A 17,398-nucleotide genomic window follows, 5' to 3' on the forward strand; every position below is an offset into this window, starting at 1 on the left:
AGAGACTCTACCGAGATCGCCGGACTTATCAACAAGTCTGGGAACCGGTGTTGCGAACCGAGGTGGAGGCATCGGCCAGCCGCCTCTAGCATCGTCGAGTTCTGCAGGTCAAACCGAACTGGTCGTTTGATTCACTGTGGTTCTTCCTCTGTCGCCTCCGGGTTCGACCTCTCAGGATGTCCACTTGTCAACAAGTCGCCGGCGATCGGGTCCCGCATCCCGTCGGACGGCAACGAGAACCCCAGAGGACGTGGTGCACATGAGGATCAGAGCAATCCTGGCGAGTCTGCTCGCCGCCGTCGCGATGGTGGCCACCGCATGTTCACCGGACAGCGGGGCCGACACCTCGTCGGCGCCGAAGGTGGCGATCATCCTGGGTGGCCTGGCCAACGACGGCGGGTTCAACCAGTACGGTGCCGACGCCGTGCACAACCTCGAGAAGGACGACAAGGTCACCGCCCAGGTCCGCGAGTCGGTGCACACCGATGCCGACGCGCAGGCCGCACTGCGCCAGTACGCCGCCGACGGCTACGACCTGATCATCGGCTGGGGCCTGGACTTCGCGAACTCGGTGTTCTCGGTGGCCGAGGAGTTCCCGCAGTCGCACTTCCTGGCCACCGGGTCGGCCGACATCCTCGCCAAGACCACGGCCAATGTGGAGACCTGGACCTATGCCAGCGATCAGCAGGGCTACCTGCTCGGCTGGGTCGCGGGCAAGGCCGGTCTGTCGCCGACCGCCGTCGTCGACGGGCAACTCGCACCCTTCAACGAGATCACCTACAAGGCCTTCTCGGTGGGTCTGAAGACCACCAATCCCGGTGCCACCGAGCTCAAGCCGGTTTTCACCGGCAGCTGGGAGGACCCGGCGCTGGCGAATCAGGCCACCAAGGCCCAGATCGCGGCGGGCGCCAAGCTGATCGTCACCGGCGCCGAGGGCTACACCTCGGGTGTCATCGCCGCGGCCAAGGAGGCGGGCGTGGCGACCATCGGCGCATCGGCCACCTCCTCGTCCGATGCGGCCGAGGTCAACATCGGTTCGGTGGCACTGGACTTCACCCCGACCCTCACCGAGGCCGTCGGCCGCGTCGAGGCCGGTACCTTCGGCAACCACGGCTACACCTCGACCATCGCCAACCACGGCCTGGTGTTCACCGGCTACCACCGCGTCGCCGCCGCGCCCGGACTGCCCGCCGACCTCGAGGCCCAGACCCGGCAGCTGGCCGCCGATCTGGCCAGTGGCAAGGTCACCATCCCGCCGATCTCGTGACCGGTATCGAACTCCGTGCGGTGACCAGACGGTTCGGTCACCAGGTCGCACTGTGCGACGTCGACCTCGCGGTGCGGGCGGGCCGGGTCCACGCGCTGGTCGGGGAGAACGGTGCGGGCAAGTCCACCGCCCTCAAGATCCTCTCGGGCGCCGAACATCCCGACGCCGGAAGCGTGCTGATCGATGCCGGCCCGGTTCGCCTGCGCCACCGGCGCGACGGTATCGACCACGGCATCGGCACGGTGATGCAACAGCTGAGCCTGATCGGTGATCTCACCCTCGCCGAGAACCACATCCTGGCCGGTGACCGGTTCCGTGCCGACCGTGGCCGGGCCGCCCGCGAACTGACCGGCGTCGCCGAGCGTGCGGGTCTGCGGATTCCGGTCGACACGCCCGTCGCCGAACTCGAACTCGCGCAACGGCAACAGGGGGAGCTGGCGATGGCACTGGCGCGCGGTGCGCGGATCCTGTTGCTCGACGAGCCGACCTCGGCGCTCGGGCCACACGAGACCGAGGCCCTGTTCGACACCATCCGCACGCTGGCCGACTCCGGCACCGCGGTGCTGCTGATCACCCATCGGATCGACGAGGTGCGTGCGGTGGCCGACGACGTCACCGTTCTCACCCGCGGACGGGTGACGCTGTCGGGGGCGATGACCGACATCTCCGACGAGCGTCTGGTCGCGGCGATGATCGGTGAACAGGACGACCGTACCGAACCGGTCCGGACGGTGGCACCCCGGACTGCGCTGGTGCTGTCGCTGACAGAGGTCGGGACCGCCGGGTCCAAAGGTCTTGCCGGCGTGGACATCACCGTGCACGCCGGGGAGATCGTGGGCGTCGTCGGGGTGGGCGGCAACGGTCAACGCATCCTCGCCGAGGTCGCTGCCGGACTGGTGACGCCGACGACGGGGAGCGTCCGCGTGGCCGACCGGCCGCTCACCGGCGACGCCGCCCGGCGCGAGACGGTGTCCTATGTGCCCGAGGAGCGGGACGAGGCGCTGCTACCCGACGCCGACGCGGCACACTCGGCGATCCTGCGGACCCTGGGGCGCGGCGGATTCCGCACCCGGGTCCGCACTCTCGACTGGCCGGCGATCCGCACGTTCACCGACACCCTGATGCGGCGACACGATGTGCGGCCGGCATCGTCGACGGTGCGGGTCGGCGCACTCTCGGGCGGCAATCGGCAGAAGCTGGTGGTCGGGCGCGAACTCGATGCGAACCCGGTGGTGGCCGTCCTGCACGGTCCCACCCAGGGACTCGATCCGCGTGCCGCGGTGGCCATTCGCGCCGAGATCCGCGCCGCGGCCGATCGCGGCACCGGCATCCTGCTGATCTCCGCCGACATCGACGAGGTCCGCGAACTCGCCGACCACATCCTGGTCATCTCTCGCGGACGCATCGTCGACGAGTTCGACATCGGGCAGTACTCGCCGACCCGGGTGGGCCGGGCGATGGCGGGCGTGACCGAGGGGGCCGCATGAGCGTGTTCGGTGGGGTCCTCGCCGATCGGTTCGCCGCGCCCCGGTCCCGTCTCCACGTCCAGGCCGCACTGTATGTCGCCGGTGGCGTCGGAGTGGTCGTGGCGCTGATCCTGTCGTCCGGCGCCTACCTGGACACCGCACTGATCGGATGGTTCGACGGCGCATTCGGCAGCAGCTATGCGGCCACCCAGACCATCCAGAACGCGACCACCCTGACCCTCGTCGCACTGGGTGCCGCGGTGGCATTGCGCACCGGGGTGATCAGCATCGGCGGCGAAGGGCAGGTGATCGTCGGGGCGATCGCGGCCACCGCCGTCGCATCGGGACTCGGCGAGGCCGTACCGCACCCGGTGGCGTTGGTGCTCGGCGTCGTCGCCGGTGCCGTCGGCGGCGTGCTGTGGGCGCTCCCGCCGGCGTTCGCGAAGTGGCGGTGGAACGTCAACGAGATCCTGTTCACCCTGCTCATGAACTATGTCGCCGTCGCCGTGCTGGCATATCTGCTGCGGACATCGTTACGCGATCCGCAGTCCAACTCGAGTCCGCAGAGCGCTCCGATCCCGGGATCGTCGATGCTGCCGTTGCTCCCGGTCCCCGGACATCTGCATGCCGGGGTGCTCCTGGTCGTCGCCGCCGTCGCGGCGGGGCTGTGGTTCCACCGGACCGGCGCTGCCTTCCTGCTCGACGTGCACCGGACGAGGCCGGCGCTGGCCTCGCGCGCCGGTCTCGGGCACGGCCGGGCGATCCTCGTCGCGTTCGTGGTGTCCGGTGCTGCGGCCGGTGCCGCCGGATGGGTGCAACTGGCCGGGGTGACCGGCCGCCTCGAACCGAACATCACCGCGGGGCTCGGGTTCTCGGCAGTCGCCGTCGCCGTGCTCGGCCGGTTCCACCCGATCGGCATCGTGATCGCCGCGGTCTTCTACGCATCACTCGGAACCGGCTCGGCCGGAGTGCAATTCGCCACCGGAACCACACCCGCCGCGATCGGCACCGTCTCGCAGGGCATCCTGCTGCTGGCCGCCGCACTCGTCGGCACGGTGATGTACACCGCCCGTCGGACCCCGCGCGGTGCGGGCACGCCGACGGCGACCCCGATCGAGGAGCCGGTCGGATGAGCGCGATCGAGTTCTGGACCGTGGTGATCGCCGGCGCGATCGGGCTGTCGGCACCGATCATCGTCGCCGGTGTCGGCGAGATCGTCTTCGAACGGGCCGGCGGGTTCAACGTCGGCATCGAGGGCATGATGCTGCTCGGTGCGGCCACCGGGGTGGTCGGCGCCCGTGTCGGCGGTGTCTGGGTGGGCCTGCTGTTCGCCCTGCTGGCCGGCGTGGTCGCCGGCGGCGTCCTCGGCTTCGCCCATGCGATCGTCCGCGCCGACATCGTGGTGGTGGGCGTCGCGGTGGGCACCATCACCACCGGGCTGTCGGTGTTCATCTACCAGTGGCTCTCGCCGGCCGGGGCGGTCAACCGCACGGTGCCCACCCAGCCGGTCCTGACGCTCCCGCTGCTGGAACACCTTCCGCTGGTCGGTCGGGGACTGGCGCATGCCGGACTGTTCTTCTACGCATCACTGGTCCTGGTGGTGGTCGTCGGCTGGTTCCTGCGCAACACCCGCGCCGGGTTGCGGCTGACCGCGGTCGGCGCGGCACCCGAGGTCGCCCGGGACCGCGGGATCTCACCGTCGGCGACGCTGTGTACGGCAGCGGTGTTCGCCGGCGGCTGCGCCGGGCTCGGCGGTGCGGTGGTCTCGCTCGGCAGCATCGGCACCTTCTCGCCGGGTATGACCGGCGGCGTCGGATTCATCGCCCTGGCAGTGGTGATCGTCGCCCGGGGACGTCCCGGGGGACTGGTGATCGGCGCCCTGGGATTCGCGTTCTTCAACAGCCTGGCGCTGCTGGCCCAGACCCGTGACCTGGGTCTTCCGGTGGAGCTCTATCAGGGACTGCCCTATGCGGTGGCCCTCGCCGTCCTCTGCGTCGCGGCGTCCGGGCGTGGGGTGGGCGGCCGGCTGCGGCGCCGGCCGCCCCCGGCTGCGACCCGACCCTCCGGCAACACCGGTGACACGAAACCCCCGGTCACCGGGAACGACAAGCACTCTCATCCAGATCAACCACAGGAGGCACTCTCATGACCGTCGGATTCATCGGCGAGGCACGCGATTCCGTCGACGACCGCGAACGCGGCCACATCGACACCGTGATCGGGCTGGCCGAGCAGTTCGCGAAACTCGCGGCCGATCACGACGAGCGCGCCGAGATCAACGTCGCGAACCTCGACGCCCTGCACGATGCCGGGCTGACCGCAGCGGTGTTGCCTGCGGCGGTCGGGGGAGAGGGACTGTCCTATCGGGCATTCGGCGCCATCGTGCGGGCGATCGCGCAGGGCGATCCGGCCACCGCGACGATCTGGGCGATGCACACCGGCGCCGGGGTGGGACTGGCGGAACTGACCCGGGACGGCCTCGGATCGTTCTTCGCCGACGAGTTCCTGGCCGGCCGCCGGTTCGCCAATGCGCTGTCGGAGCCCGCCACCGGCAACGCCTTCCTCAACCCGCAGCAGGATGCGCAGCCGGTCGACGGAGGCTGGACGCTGCACGGAGCCAAGCGATTCGTCTCGGGCAGTGAGATCGCCGATTACCTGCTGGTCAACGCACGCGTCGACGGAGAGCCCGCGTACTTCGCCGTCATCCCCGACGACTCGGTGACCTTCGTGCCGATCTGGGACACGCTGGGCCTGCGCGCCACCCGCAGTCAGCTGGTGTCCTTCGACAACACGCTGCTCGCCGCGGACAAGCGCGGCCGGGTTCCGGGCCCCACCGACTTCGCCGCGATCCCCGCGGCGCTGCCGGCCATCTCGCTGGGGATCGCCGACGCCGCGCTCGCCGCCCTGATCGCACACGCTCGAGGTCGTGAGATCGCCGGTGCACCGTTGTCGCACCAGCAGTGGGTCCAGCACGCCGTCGCCGACGCCGAGATCAAACTGACTGCCGCACATGCCCTCTACGACAAGGCATTGCGTGAGGCCGATGCACATGATCCGGCCTTCTTCCCGGACCTGAACCGGGCCAAGTATCTCGCCAACAAGGTGGCCGTGGAGGTGTCCGGTCTCGGCGTGCGGATCGGTGGCGGCACCGGCTTCCTCAAGACCTCACCCATCCAGCGACATCACCGCGATGCGCAGGCCGGGCAGCTGATGGCACACTCCACCGAGGTGCTGGCGACCATCATCGGCAGCGACGTCCTCGGCGTCGGCGTGCAGGCGCGATGACCGTGGCACGTCCTCGGATGATCTTCAACGCGTTCAACATGTTCACCGTCTCCCATCACGACCAGGGGATGTGGGCGTGGCCGGGAAGCCGTCAGCGCGAATACAACTCGGTCGACTACTGGGTGGACGTCGCACGCCTGCTCGAGCGTGGACATTTCGACACGCTGTTCTTCGCCGATGTGCTCGCCCCGTACGACACCTTCGGTGACAGCAGCGAGCGGGCCATCTCGAGTGGAATGCAGTTCCCGGTCAACGATCCCGGCACCCTGATCCCCGCCCTGGCCCACGCCACCGACGACCTGGGGTTCGTCCTGACCCAGAACATCCTGCAGGAACCGCCGTATGCGTTCGCACGCAAGATGTCGTCGCTCGATCACCTCACCCGCGGACGGATCGCCTGGAACATCGTCACCACGTTCCTGCCCGGTGCGGGCCGCAACCTGGGGTTCGCCGGATTGCCCGACCACGCCGAACGGTATGCGCGCGCAGACGACTTCGTCGACGTCGTCTACAAGTTGTGGGAGGCGTCCTGGGAGGACGACGCCGTCATCGCCGACGCCGCGACCGGCCGATACAACGACCCGGCCAAGATCCATCGCATCGATCACACCGGGCCCTACTACGACGTCGTCGGCCCGCATCTGTGTGAACCGTCGCCGCAGCGCACACCGTTTCTCGTGCAGGCCGGGGTGTCCGCGCGCGGACGTGACTTCGCCGGCCGCAACGCGGAGGCATTGTTCATCAATGCGTTGAGTCCGCAGGAGGCCGCACCCGTCGTCGCCGACGTCCGGGCCGCCGCGGCACGTCACGGGCGTGATCCGGCGAGCGTGGTGCTGTTCGGCATCCTCGGTTTCGTCGTCGGCAGCACAGAGGCCGAGGCCAAGCGATTGCAGGAGGAGATCACCGACTTCCAGAGCATCGACGCCCACCTCGCCAAGCAGAGCGTCTTCCTCGGATACGACTTCGGCCAACTCGACCCGAACGAGCCGATCGGTGAGATCGCCAAACGGCCCGAAGGAAAGGAAGGCGTCGTCGGGCAACTCATCGCGATGTCGCCGAACGATCGCTTCACCATCGGTGAGCTGGTCCGCTGGTACGGCAACCTGCGGGTGGTGGGCACCCCGGAACAGATCGCCGACCACATCGAGGCCTGGCAGGATGCCGGCGTCGGTGGGATGAACGTCCAGTACGTGGTGTCGCCGGGCACCTTCGAGGACTTCGTCGACCACGTCGCCCCCGAACTCGAACGCCGCGGGATCATGCAGGATCGCTACCGGCCGGGAACGTTGCGGGAAAAGATCTTTCCCGGCAACGGGCCGTACCTCCCCGAAGCGCATCCGGCGCGTGGACACCGTCGGGCGGCATTCGGTGTGACCGTCTGATCGAGACCTGCCAGAACCTGGCGTCGTGCCGTGCGCGGTGTGGATAGTCCACGTGGTGTCGGGTTCTCGACCACTTCGTGGAGTGTCGGGGACCCGACAATCGCCATGTCGGACCGCGGCCGAACAAATGGTCGACCACCGTGCGCGGATGGGCGTCCGGCGGGTGCCGTACGGTGCGTCCGGCATCCGGACCGTCGGACTGCCTGCCGTCGACGCGGGGGATCGATCTGCGCGCCAGAACCAGCACAGCGCCCCGAACCGGTGCGGATCATCCCCTCCGCACGCCGTCCGACGCCACATTGTGGACGGCTTCACGAACCCGGTGAAGTCCTCCCGTCGCAGACCGCGAACCGCCGTCGCCACCGTGTGGGAAACCCGGTGGTGCCCGACCCGTAAACTAGGAGGGTAAAACCCCACCCAGACCAGGAGAGACTCATGCTCGCCCGAACCGACCTGCGCGGTAGCACCCCGACGCTCGCTGAGCTGCGTCGTGCGCTGCCCCGCGGGGGCACCGACGTCAACGCCGTACTCGACACGGTGGCGCCGGTGGTCCATTCGGTCGCCGAGCGTGGTGCCGATGCCGCCCTGGAGTACGGCGAGAAGTTCGACGGCGTCAAACCCGCCTCGGTGCGGGTTCCGGCGCAGGTCATCGCCGATGCCCTGGCCGGCCTCGACCCGGCCGTCGCCGATGCGCTGCGCGAATCCATCACCCGTGCCCGCGCCGTGCACGCCGACCAGCGCCGCGAGACCAGCCGCACCCAGGTGGTCGACGGTGGCGTGGTCAGCGAGAAGTGGATTCCGGTCCGTCGCGTCGGTCTGTACGTTCCCGGCGGCAACGCGGTGTACCCGTCGTCGGTGATCATGAACGTCGTCCCGGCCCAGGAGGCGGGCGTCGGTTCGCTCGTCGTCGCCTCGCCGCCGCAGAAGGACTTCGGCGGCTGGCCGCACCCGACCATCCTCGCCGCCTGTGCGCTGCTCGGCGTCGACGAGGTGTGGGCCTGCGGCGGTGCCCAGGGCATCGCGCTGCTCACCTACGGTGGCGTCGACACCGCAGCCGCCGACACCGCCGGCGGTGTGCTCGACCCGGTCGACCTGATCACCGGACCGGGCAACATCTACGTCACCGCCGCCAAGCGACTGTGTCGTGGCGTGGTGGGCATCGACTCCGAGGCCGGCCCCACCGAGATCGCGATCCTCGCCGACTCCACCGCGGTCCCCGAACTCGTCGCCGCCGACCTGATCAGCCAGGCCGAGCACGACGTACTCGCCGCGTCGGTGCTCGTCACCGACTCCATCGAGCTCGCCGACGCCGTCGACGCCGCCCTCGTCGACCAGGTCGCCCAGACCAAGCACCGCGACCGGGTGGCCACCGCCCTGGCCGGCGCCCAGTCGGGCATCGTCCTCGTCGACGATCTCGAAGCCGGGCTCGCCGTGGTCGACGCCTATGCGGCCGAACACCTCGAGATCCAGACCGCCGACGCCGCCGCGGTCGCCGACCGCGTACACAACGCCGGCGCCATCTTCGTCGGCAACTACGCGCCGGTCAGCCTCGGCGACTACTGTGCCGGGTCCAATCACGTCCTGCCGACCTCGGGTTCGGCGCGCTTCGCGTCCGGCCTGTCGGTGCAGACCTTCCTCAAGGGTGTTCACGTCATCGACTACGACGAGGCAGCACTGCGCGACGTCGCCGCCAAGGTCGTCACCCTCGCCCAGGCCGAGGACCTGCCCGCCCACGGCGATGCCATCACCCGACGCTTCGCCGGTGAGGTGACGAGCCGGTGACCGCATCGCGCGACGCGGTGACCACCCCGGCCGTCCCGGGCGCATCGATCACCGTCGACGACCTGCCGTTGCGTGACAACCTGCGCGGTAAGAGTGCGTACGGTGCACCGCAATTGCGGGTTCGGGTGATTCTCAACACCAACGAGAACCCGCACCCGCCGTCGGAGCAGTTGATCGCCGACGTCGCCGAGTCGGCGCGGGCGGCGGCACAGGAACTGCACCGCTACCCCGACCGCGACGCGGTGGCCCTGCGTACCGAGCTCGCCGCGTACCTCACCCGTGCGACCGGTGTGTCGCTCTCGGTCGAGAACGTCTGGGCGGCAAACGGTTCCAACGAGATCCTGCAACAGCTGCTGCAGGCCTTCGGCGGTCCCGGGCGCTCGGCACTGGGCTTCGTCCCGTCGTACTCGATGCATCCGATCATCTCCGACGGCACCGACACCCGGTGGCTCGAGGCCAAGCGCGACGCCGACTTCGGCCTCGACATCGACTACGCCGTCACCGAGATCGTCGCGACCCGTCCCGACGTCGTCTTCGTGACCTCGCCGAACAACCCGACCGGCGCCTCCATCCCGAACGCCGGACTTCGGGCGATCGTCGAGGCCGCACCCGGCATCGTGATCGTCGACGAGGCGTACGGCGAGTTCTCCGAACAGCCGAGCGCCGTCGAACTGATCGACGAGTACCCGGCCAAGGTCGTCGTCAGCCGCACCATGAGCAAGGCCTTCGCCTTCGCCGGCGGTCGCCTGGGATATCTGGCCGCCTCACCGGCGATCGTCGAGGCGCTGCAACTGGTGCGCCTGCCCTACCACCTGTCGGTGCTGACCCAGGCCGCCGCGCGCGCGGCACTGCGGCATTCCACCGAGACCCTCGCCGGGGTCGCGACCATCGTCGCCGAACGCAAGCGGGTGGTGGCCGAACTGGCCGCCGCCGGCTTCGACGTGGCGGAGTCCGACGCCAACTTCGTGCTGTTCGGCCGGTTCACCGACGCCCCGGCCTCCTGGCGCCGCTACCTCGACAACGGGGTGCTCATCCGCGATGTCGGAATCCCCGGCCATCTGCGCGTCACCATCGGCCTGCGCGCCGAGAACGATGCGTTCCTCGACGTCAGCCGTCAGCTCGCCGCCACCGACCTGGGAGAGAAGGGGTAAGTGACCTCAGGACAGCAGCCCGCACCGCGTATCGCGCGGATCGAGCGCACCACCAAGGAATCGTCGATCACCGTCGAGTTGAACCTCGACGGCACCGGCAAGACCGACATCTCCACCGGTATCCCGTTCTACGACCACATGCTCACCGCGTTCGGTGCACACGGCAGCTTCGACCTCACCGTCAAGGCCGAGGGTGACATCGAGGTCGAGGGCCACCACACCATCGAGGACACCGCCATCGTCCTCGGCCAGGCGCTCGGCCAGGCCCTCGGCGACAAGAAGGGCATCCGCCGCTTCGGCGACTGCTTCATCCCGATGGACGAGACCCTCGCCCATGCCGTCGTCGACGTCTCCGGCCGGCCGTACTGCGTGCACACCGGCGAGCCCGAACACATGCTGGCCGCGGTGATCGGCGGCTACCCGGGGGTGCCGTACTCGACGGTGATCAACCGGCACGTGTTCGAGTCGATCGCCCTGAACGCCCGCATCGCATTGCACGTGCGCGTGCTCTACGGGCGCGACCAGCACCACATCACCGAGGCCGAGTTCAAGGCCCTCGCCCGGGCGCTGCGTGAGGCCACCGAGTACGACCCGCGCACCAGCGGTATCCCGTCCACCAAGGGGGCACTGTGAGCGCCCCGAGTATCGCGCTGCTCGACTACGGCAGCGGCAACCTGCGCTCGGCGCACCGCGCCCTCGAACGGGTCGGCGGCGACGTCACCGTGACCAGCGACTTCGACACCGCGCTCGACGCCGACGGCCTCGTGGTCCCCGGTGTGGGTGCCTTCGCCGCCTGCATGGAGGGTCTGCGGGCGGTCAAGGGCGACCGGATCATCGGCCGCCGGCTGGCCGGTGGACGACCGGTGCTCGGCATCTGTGTGGGCATGCAGATCCTCTTCGAGCAGGGCGTCGAATTCGGTGTGGAGGCCGACGGATGCGGCGAGTGGCCCGGTGCGGTCACCCGGCTGCACGCCCCGGTGCTGCCGCACATGGGCTGGAACACCGTTGCCGCGCCGGAGGATTCGGTGTTGTTCGCCGGACTCGACGCCGACACGCGGTTCTATTTCGTGCACTCCTACGCGGCGCAGGAATGGACCATGGACAACGACGGCACCGCGCTGCGGGCACCCGCCCTGACCTGGGCCGACTACGGCGGAAAGTTCTTGGCCGCCATCGAGAACGGGCCGCTGAGTGCGACCCAGTTCCATCCGGAGAAGTCGGGCGATGCCGGAGCGCAACTCCTGCGGAACTGGATCGGGAGCCTGGCATGACCGGCGCCGGTGACGGAAACACGCCCTACCGGTTCTCCTACGGCAAGTTCGTCCTGTACGTGCTGGGCTCGGGAGTGCTGGTGCTGGTGGTGTGCGTGCCCATCATCCTGGTGCTCGCGCACTGGAATTCCGTCGCCGGACTCATCGCCGCACTGGTCACCGTGATCTTGATGATCGCCACGATCGGCACGGTCTCGAAACGACAGATCGGCAAGGCCGAGGCCGCCATGCGCGCCCGCGGTCAGCTACCGCCCACCTGACATCCATCAGACCCGTTACCACCCAACGGAAATCAGCAAAGGACCTACCGATTCATGGGTAACACCCTCGAACTCCTGCCCGCCGTCGACGTCGCCGACGGTCAGGCCGTCCGTCTGGTGCAAGGTGCCGCGGGCACCGAGACCTCCTACGGTTCGCCGCGCGAGGCGGCACTGGCCTGGCAGCGTGACGGCGCCGAGTGGATTCACCTCGTGGATCTCGATGCCGCCTTCGGTCGCGGCGACAACCGGGCCCTGCTGGCCGAGGTGGTCGGCGAGCTCGACGTCAAGGTGGAGCTGTCCGGCGGCATCCGCGACGACGACTCGCTCGAGGCCGCCCTCGCCACCGGCTGCACCCGCGTCAACCTGGGTACCGCCGCACTCGAGAACCCCGAATGGTGTGCCCGCGCGATCGCCCGCCACGGCGACCGGATCGCCGTCGGCCTCGACGTGATCCGCGACGGCTCCTCCTACCGGCTGCGCGGCCGCGGCTGGGTCACCGACGGCGGTGACCTGTGGGAGGTCCTCGAACGACTCAACCGCGACGGCTGCGCCCGCTACGTCGTCACCGACGTCTCCAAGGACGGCACCCTCGCCGGACCCAACCTGGAACTGCTCGGCGAGGTCGCCGCGGCCACCGACGCCCCGATCGTGGCGTCCGGCGGTGTCTCGGCGATCGACGACCTCGTCGCCATCTCCGGCCTGGTCGACCAGGGCGTCGAGGGAGCGATCGTCGGCAAGGCGCTCTACGCCGGCCGGTTCACCCTGCCGGAGGCGCTGCAGGCGGTCGGCGGACGGTGACCATCGGCACCGACCTGGATCTGCCCCGGCTGCTGCACATCGCCGGTGGCATCCTCGACGGCGTCAGTGCCGAGTTCGTCGCCGGGCTCGGCGCACCGAGCGCGGTCAGCAAGGGCCGCACCGACTTCGCCACCCAGGTCGATCTCGACCTGGAACGACGTATCTCCGCCGAGCTCGCCGACCGCACCGGTATCGCGGTACACGGCGAGGAGTTCGGCGGACCACCGGTCGACGAGGGGGTGGTGTGGGTGCTCGACCCGGTCGACGGCACCTTCAACTACTCCGCAGGCATCCCGTTCACGGGCATCCTGCTCGCGCTGCTGGTGGAGGGCCGCAGCGTGCTGGGCCTGACCTGGATGCCGTTGTCGGGACAACGGTTCGCCGGACACGTCGACGGCCCGCTGCTGTGCAACGGTGAACCGGCACTGGTGCAACCACCGGCCCGGCTGTCGGAGGCGGCGATCGCCTTCGGTGCGTTCAACGCCGCACACGGCGGGCGGTACGCCGGTGCCCGTCGCGCCGACCTGCTGCGCGCCCTGTCCGGACGTGTCGCCCGGGTACGGATGACCGGCAGCACCGGTGCCGACATGGCGTATGCGGCGTGCGGTGCCTTCGGTGCCGCGATCGCCTTCGGCCGTCACCCCTGGGACAACGCGGCGGGAGCCGCACTCGTGGCCGCCGCCGGTGGCGTGGCCACCGACCTGGCCGGCAACCCGTGGACGGTCACGTCACCGTCGCTGGTGGCCGGTGCACCCGGCATCCACCGTGAGGTGATGGCCGTCATCGACGAGGTGATCGACGGCGACTGGTCAGGTCGGGACGATCTCGATGAGGAGGAACAGACCCGATGACTTTGGCGGTACGTGTCATTCCCTGCCTGGACGTCGACGACGGCCGGGTGGTCAAGGGCGTCAACTTCCAGAACCTGCGCGACGCCGGTGATCCGGTGGAACTCGCCGCACGCTACGACGCCGAGGGGGCCGACGAGCTCACCTTCCTCGACGTCACCGCGTCGAGTTCGGGTCGCTCGACGATGCTCGACGTGGTGAGCCGCACCGCCGAGCAGATCTTCATCCCGCTCACCGTGGGCGGCGGTATCCGTACCGTCGACGACGTCGACACCATGCTGCGGGCCGGCGCCGACAAGGTCAGTGTCAACACCGCGGCCATCGCCCGTCCCGAGGTGCTCGACGAGATGAGCCGTCGCTTCGGATCACAGTGCATCGTGCTGTCGGTGGATGCGCGCACCGTCCCGGACGGCGACGCACCCACCCCGTCCGGCTGGGAGGTCACCACCCACGGCGGACGGAAGGGCACCGGCATCGACGCTGTCGAATGGGCAAGGCGCGGTGAGGAACTCGGAGTGGGGGAGATCCTGCTCAACTCGATGGACGCCGACGGCACCAAACAGGGCTTCGACCTGAAGATGCTCGCGGCGGTGCGTGCGGCCGTGGCCGTCCCGGTGATCGCCAGCGGTGGTGCCGGTGCGGTCGAGCATTTCCCGCCGGCGGTCTCCGCCGGTGCCGACGCCGTACTCGCCGCGTCGGTCTTCCACTTCGGCGAGCTCACGATCGGGCAGGTCAAGGACTCGATGGCCGCCGCGGGCATCACCGTCCGCACCGCCCGCGACACCGGACTGGAGGTCTGATCCGATGGCCCTCGACCCCGAGTTGTCGGCGAAGCTCAAGCGCAACGACGACGGTCTGTTCGCCGCGATCGCGCAGGAGCGTGAGACCGGCATCGTGCTGATGATGGCGTGGATGGACGACACCGCACTCGAACGCACCCTGGCCACCCGCAAGGCCACCTACTACTCCCGGTCACGGCAGCAGTACTGGGTCAAGGGGGAGACCAGCGGGCACACCCAGTACGTCCACGATGTGCGCGTCGACTGTGACGGTGACACCCTGCTGCTCGTGGTCGACCAGGTGGGTGCGGCCTGCCACACCGGCAACCACAGCTGCTTCGACACGCCATCGCTGCCGTTCGCCGACTCCGCGTCGGCCGGCTGATCGGCGAACGCACGACACCTGGGACAATCGGGGCCGACAGGCTTGCGACCAGGAGCACAATCGGGCCCACGTGAGTCCGCCCCAGATTTGACGACGAAAGGCGAGCAGGTATGCCCCTGATCCAGATCTCGCAGACCCCCGGACTCTCCGACCGGGTCAAACGGGAGACCATTGCCGCGGTCACCGAGGCCTACGCCCGGGCCACCGGCAAGAATCCCGATTCGGTGTGGGTGACGATCAACGAGATCCCGCGCTCGCAGTGGGGCGTCGGCGGCGAGCCGCTCGGATGAGCGCCACCACCGGACCGGGTGCGTCCGACACCACCACGACCCTGGCCGACTTCCTCGACCTGGCGGCCGATCATCGCGTCGTGCCGGTCACCCGCAAGGTGCTCGCCGACTCGGAGACCCCGTTGTCGGCGTACCGCAAACTCGCCGGCGACCGTCCGGGCACCTTCCTGCTGGAGTCGGCGGAGAACGGCCGGTCGTGGTCGCGCTGGTCGTTCATCGGAGCGGGCGCACCGTCGGCGCTGACCGTCGTCGACGGCAAGGCGCACTGGTGGGGCACCGTGCCGTCCGGCGCCCCGGTCGACGGTGACCCGCTGACCGTGCTCGCCGAGTCGCTGAAGCTGCTCGCCACCGACCCGCTGCCCGATCTGCCGCCGCTGACCGGTGGTTTCGTCGGGTTCATGGCCTACGACATGGTGCGGCGTCTGGAGCGGCTGCCGGAGACCACCGTCGACGATCTGGGTCTGCCGGATCTGATGATGCTGCTGGCCACCGACCTGGCCGCGGTCGATCACCACGAGGGCACCATCACCCTGATCGCCAACGCGGTCAACTGGGACGGGAGCGACGAGCGGGCCGCCGAGGCATACGCCGACTCCGTCGCCCGGCTCGACCGGATGACCGCGGCGCTGGCCTCGCCGGCACCGTCGACGGTGTCCCATTTCAGCCGTCCCGCACCGGATTTCACGGTGCAGCGCAGCCGCGAGGAGTATCACGGGATCGTCCGGTCGGTGATCGGCGAGATCGAGGCCGGTGAGGCCTTCCAGGTGGTGCCGTCGATGCGGTTCGAGATGGATTCTGCCGCCGATCCGGTCGACGTGTACCGGGTGCTGCGCGCCTCCAACCCGAGCCCGTACATGTACCTGCTGCGCATGCCGACCGGTCCGGAGGGCAGCGATTCCGAGCCGATCACCATCGTCGGTTCCAGTCCGGAGGCCCTGGTCACCGTGTCCGACCGGGTCGCCACGACGCACCCGATCGCCGGAACCCGCTGGCGTGGCGCCACCGAAGAGGAGGACCAGCTGCTCGGCAAGGGGCTCCTCGAGGACGAGAAGGAGAACGCCGAGCACCTGATGCTCGTCGATCTCGGCCGCAACGACCTGGGCCGGGTGTGCCGTCCGGGCACGGTCAAGGTGAGCGACTACCGGCACATCGAGCGCTACAGCCACGTCATGCACCTGGTGTCGACGGTGTCGGGGACCCTGCGTGAGGACAAGGACGCCCTCGACGCGGTCACCGCCTGCTTCCCGGCGGGCACCCTGACCGGCGCACCCAAGGTGCGTGCGATGGAGATCATCGACGAGCACGAGATCACCCGTCGCGGACTCTACGGCGGCATCGTCGGCTACCTCGACTTCGCGGGCAATGCCGACACCGCCATCGCCATCCGTACCGCACTGATCAAGCAGGGACGTGCCTACGTGCAGGCCGGCGGCGGCGTGGTCGCCGACAGCGATCCCGATTACGAATACAACGAGGCGCGCAACAAGGCGACGGCAGTGCTCAACGCCGTGGCCGCCGCGTCCACGATGCGACGGGTCGGCGCCGCACCGGAGCCCGAGGAGGCGACCCACCCAGATGAGTGACCAGCAGGACCCGACCCCGTCGGATACCCCGGAGCCCGGCCCCGATGCCGACAGCCCCGAGACCGGCAGCACGGCTCCCGGCGGCCCCGATGATGCCGCCGGTGGCGGGAGTACCGGGAGTGCGGCGACGATCCGTCGTACCAAGATCATCGCCGCGGTCCTGATGGCCGCGGCGGCAGCAGCCTTCTGGGGGGCGTCGCGGCTGACCTGGGCGACGGTGTTCGCCGGGGACGGGATGTCGCCGGACCGGTACCTGACGGTGAAGGGCGCCGACTGGAGTCCGTGGCTGACGCCGCTGGCGTTGGTGCTGCTGGCCGGGATCCTGGCGGCGTTCTCGCTGCGGGGATGGGCGCTGCGGGTCCTGGCGGTGCTCGTCGCCGCCGGCGGCGTGCTGGCGGCCTTCCCGGCGTTGTCGATGGCCACGAGTGGTTCGGATTCGCTGTATGCCGCCCGCGCCATCGATCTGGCCGACCGCTACGTCGTGCGGCTGACCACCACCAATGCGTGGGTGGCGATCGTGGTGCTGGCCGGAACGCTCTGCTGCGTCGGCGCGGCCGTGCTGTTGATGCGCGCGGCGTCCGGTGCGGGGATGTCGAGCAAGTACCGCACCCCGGCGGCTCGCCGGGAGGAGCTCGAACGCCAGGTCTTCGCCGACTACGAACGGCGCAAGTCCGGTGGGTCCGACGACGCCGCACCGGCCGGCGACGAGGGCACCGCGGCGGGGTCGGCGGACACGTCGAAGGCCGACCGGAAGCCGCAGGCCAACGAGCGGATGATGTGGGATGCGCTCGACACGGGGATCGACCCGACCGACCCGCACTGACGAACCGCCGGTGCGCAAGGGACTGTGA

At 69.5% G+C, this 17,398-nt stretch carries 17 protein-coding genes and 1 pseudogene; all 18 read left to right on the forward strand.

All coding sequences use genetic code 11. The features are described 5' to 3' along the window. Positions 1 to 259: 259 nt before the first annotated feature. The 18 genes and pseudogenes from GD1_RS07250 to GD1_RS07335 all read left to right on the forward strand — a co-directional run bounded on the left by GD1_RS07250 (position 260) and on the right by GD1_RS07335 (position 17,370). Complete coding sequence (locus tag GD1_RS07250; RefSeq protein ID WP_157079398.1) at positions 260 to 1,267, forward strand: BMP family ABC transporter substrate-binding protein; 1,008 nt, start codon at positions 260 to 262, stop codon at positions 1,265 to 1,267. Continuing rightward, on the forward strand, positions 1,264 to 2,754 hold the full coding sequence (locus tag GD1_RS24975) for an ABC transporter ATP-binding protein (RefSeq protein ID WP_059036513.1): 1,491 nt from the start codon (positions 1,264 to 1,266) through the stop codon (positions 2,752 to 2,754). Before GD1_RS07250 ends, GD1_RS24975 begins: the two co-directional genes overlap by 4 nt. Further along, complete coding sequence (locus tag GD1_RS07260) at positions 2,751 to 3,866, forward strand: ABC transporter permease (protein ID WP_059036514.1); 1,116 nt, start codon at positions 2,751 to 2,753, stop codon at positions 3,864 to 3,866. Before GD1_RS24975 ends, GD1_RS07260 begins: the two co-directional genes overlap by 4 nt. Continuing rightward, the gene (locus GD1_RS07265) at positions 3,863 to 4,882 is read left to right on the forward strand and encodes an ABC transporter permease (RefSeq protein WP_059036515.1); all 1,020 of its coding nucleotides are present in this window, start codon (positions 3,863 to 3,865) and stop codon (positions 4,880 to 4,882) included. The genes GD1_RS07260 and GD1_RS07265 overlap by 4 nt, the downstream gene beginning before the upstream one ends. Beyond that, entirely contained in the window at positions 4,879 to 6,018 is a 1,140-nt protein-coding gene (locus GD1_RS07270) for an acyl-CoA dehydrogenase family protein (RefSeq protein ID WP_059036516.1), read from the forward strand. Before GD1_RS07265 ends, GD1_RS07270 begins: the two co-directional genes overlap by 4 nt. Further along, positions 6,015 to 7,400 (forward strand): NtaA/DmoA family FMN-dependent monooxygenase, encoded by a 1,386-nt coding sequence (locus GD1_RS07275; RefSeq protein ID WP_020792193.1) that lies wholly within the window; start codon positions 6,015 to 6,017, stop codon positions 7,398 to 7,400. Before GD1_RS07270 ends, GD1_RS07275 begins: the two co-directional genes overlap by 4 nt. Positions 7,401 to 7,835: 435 nt before the next feature. After that, positions 7,836 to 9,182, forward strand: a complete 1,347-nt coding sequence (gene hisD, locus GD1_RS07280) for a histidinol dehydrogenase (protein WP_059036517.1) — start codon at positions 7,836 to 7,838, stop codon at positions 9,180 to 9,182. After that, the gene (locus GD1_RS07285; RefSeq protein WP_059036518.1) at positions 9,179 to 10,333 is read left to right on the forward strand and encodes a histidinol-phosphate transaminase; all 1,155 of its coding nucleotides are present in this window, start codon (positions 9,179 to 9,181) and stop codon (positions 10,331 to 10,333) included. Before hisD ends, GD1_RS07285 begins: the two co-directional genes overlap by 4 nt. Continuing rightward, entirely contained in the window at positions 10,334 to 10,966 is a 633-nt protein-coding gene (gene hisB, locus GD1_RS07290) for an imidazoleglycerol-phosphate dehydratase HisB (protein ID WP_020792190.1), read from the forward strand. It abuts the gene before it with no gap. Beyond that, complete coding sequence (gene hisH / locus GD1_RS07295) at positions 10,963 to 11,604, forward strand: imidazole glycerol phosphate synthase subunit HisH (RefSeq protein ID WP_053777798.1); 642 nt, start codon at positions 10,963 to 10,965, stop codon at positions 11,602 to 11,604. Before hisB ends, hisH begins: the two co-directional genes overlap by 4 nt. Beyond that, positions 11,601 to 11,864 (forward strand): hypothetical protein, encoded by a 264-nt coding sequence (locus GD1_RS07300; protein WP_059036519.1) that lies wholly within the window; start codon positions 11,601 to 11,603, stop codon positions 11,862 to 11,864. Before hisH ends, GD1_RS07300 begins: the two co-directional genes overlap by 4 nt. Positions 11,865 to 11,918: 54 nt before the next feature. Further along, positions 11,919 to 12,662, forward strand: coding sequence for a bifunctional 1-(5-phosphoribosyl)-5-((5-phosphoribosylamino)methylideneamino)imidazole-4-carboxamide isomerase/phosphoribosylanthranilate isomerase PriA (gene priA, locus GD1_RS07305; protein WP_053777799.1), 744 nt, complete (start codon positions 11,919 to 11,921; stop codon positions 12,660 to 12,662). Then, positions 12,659 to 13,513: an inositol monophosphatase family protein gene (locus GD1_RS07310; RefSeq protein ID WP_053777800.1), complete on the forward strand. Its 855-nt coding sequence runs from the start codon at positions 12,659 to 12,661 to the stop codon at positions 13,511 to 13,513. The genes priA and GD1_RS07310 overlap by 4 nt, the downstream gene beginning before the upstream one ends. After that, complete coding sequence (gene hisF, locus GD1_RS07315) at positions 13,510 to 14,310, forward strand: imidazole glycerol phosphate synthase subunit HisF (RefSeq protein WP_059036520.1); 801 nt, start codon at positions 13,510 to 13,512, stop codon at positions 14,308 to 14,310. The genes GD1_RS07310 and hisF overlap by 4 nt, the downstream gene beginning before the upstream one ends. A 4-nt stretch (positions 14,311 to 14,314) precedes the next feature. Further along, the gene (gene hisI / locus GD1_RS07320; protein WP_053777802.1) at positions 14,315 to 14,674 is read left to right on the forward strand and encodes a phosphoribosyl-AMP cyclohydrolase; all 360 of its coding nucleotides are present in this window, start codon (positions 14,315 to 14,317) and stop codon (positions 14,672 to 14,674) included. A 98-nt stretch (positions 14,675 to 14,772) separates the two neighbouring features. Next, positions 14,773 to 14,964: pseudogene (locus tag GD1_RS07325) on the forward strand (tautomerase family protein); the annotation flags it as partial. After that, positions 14,961 to 16,547, forward strand: coding sequence for an anthranilate synthase component I (locus tag GD1_RS07330; RefSeq protein ID WP_059036521.1), 1,587 nt, complete (start codon positions 14,961 to 14,963; stop codon positions 16,545 to 16,547). The pseudogene GD1_RS07325 and the gene GD1_RS07330, both read left to right, overlap by 4 nt. Then, positions 16,540 to 17,370 (forward strand): TIGR02234 family membrane protein, encoded by an 831-nt coding sequence (locus tag GD1_RS07335; RefSeq protein ID WP_083533941.1) that lies wholly within the window; start codon positions 16,540 to 16,542, stop codon positions 17,368 to 17,370. The genes GD1_RS07330 and GD1_RS07335 overlap by 8 nt, the downstream gene beginning before the upstream one ends. Positions 17,371 to 17,398 lie beyond the last annotated feature (28 nt).

Source organism: Gordonia desulfuricans NBRC 100010 (assembly GCF_001485495.1).
In the GTDB taxonomy this organism is placed as follows: domain Bacteria; phylum Actinomycetota; class Actinomycetes; order Mycobacteriales; family Mycobacteriaceae; genus Gordonia; species Gordonia desulfuricans.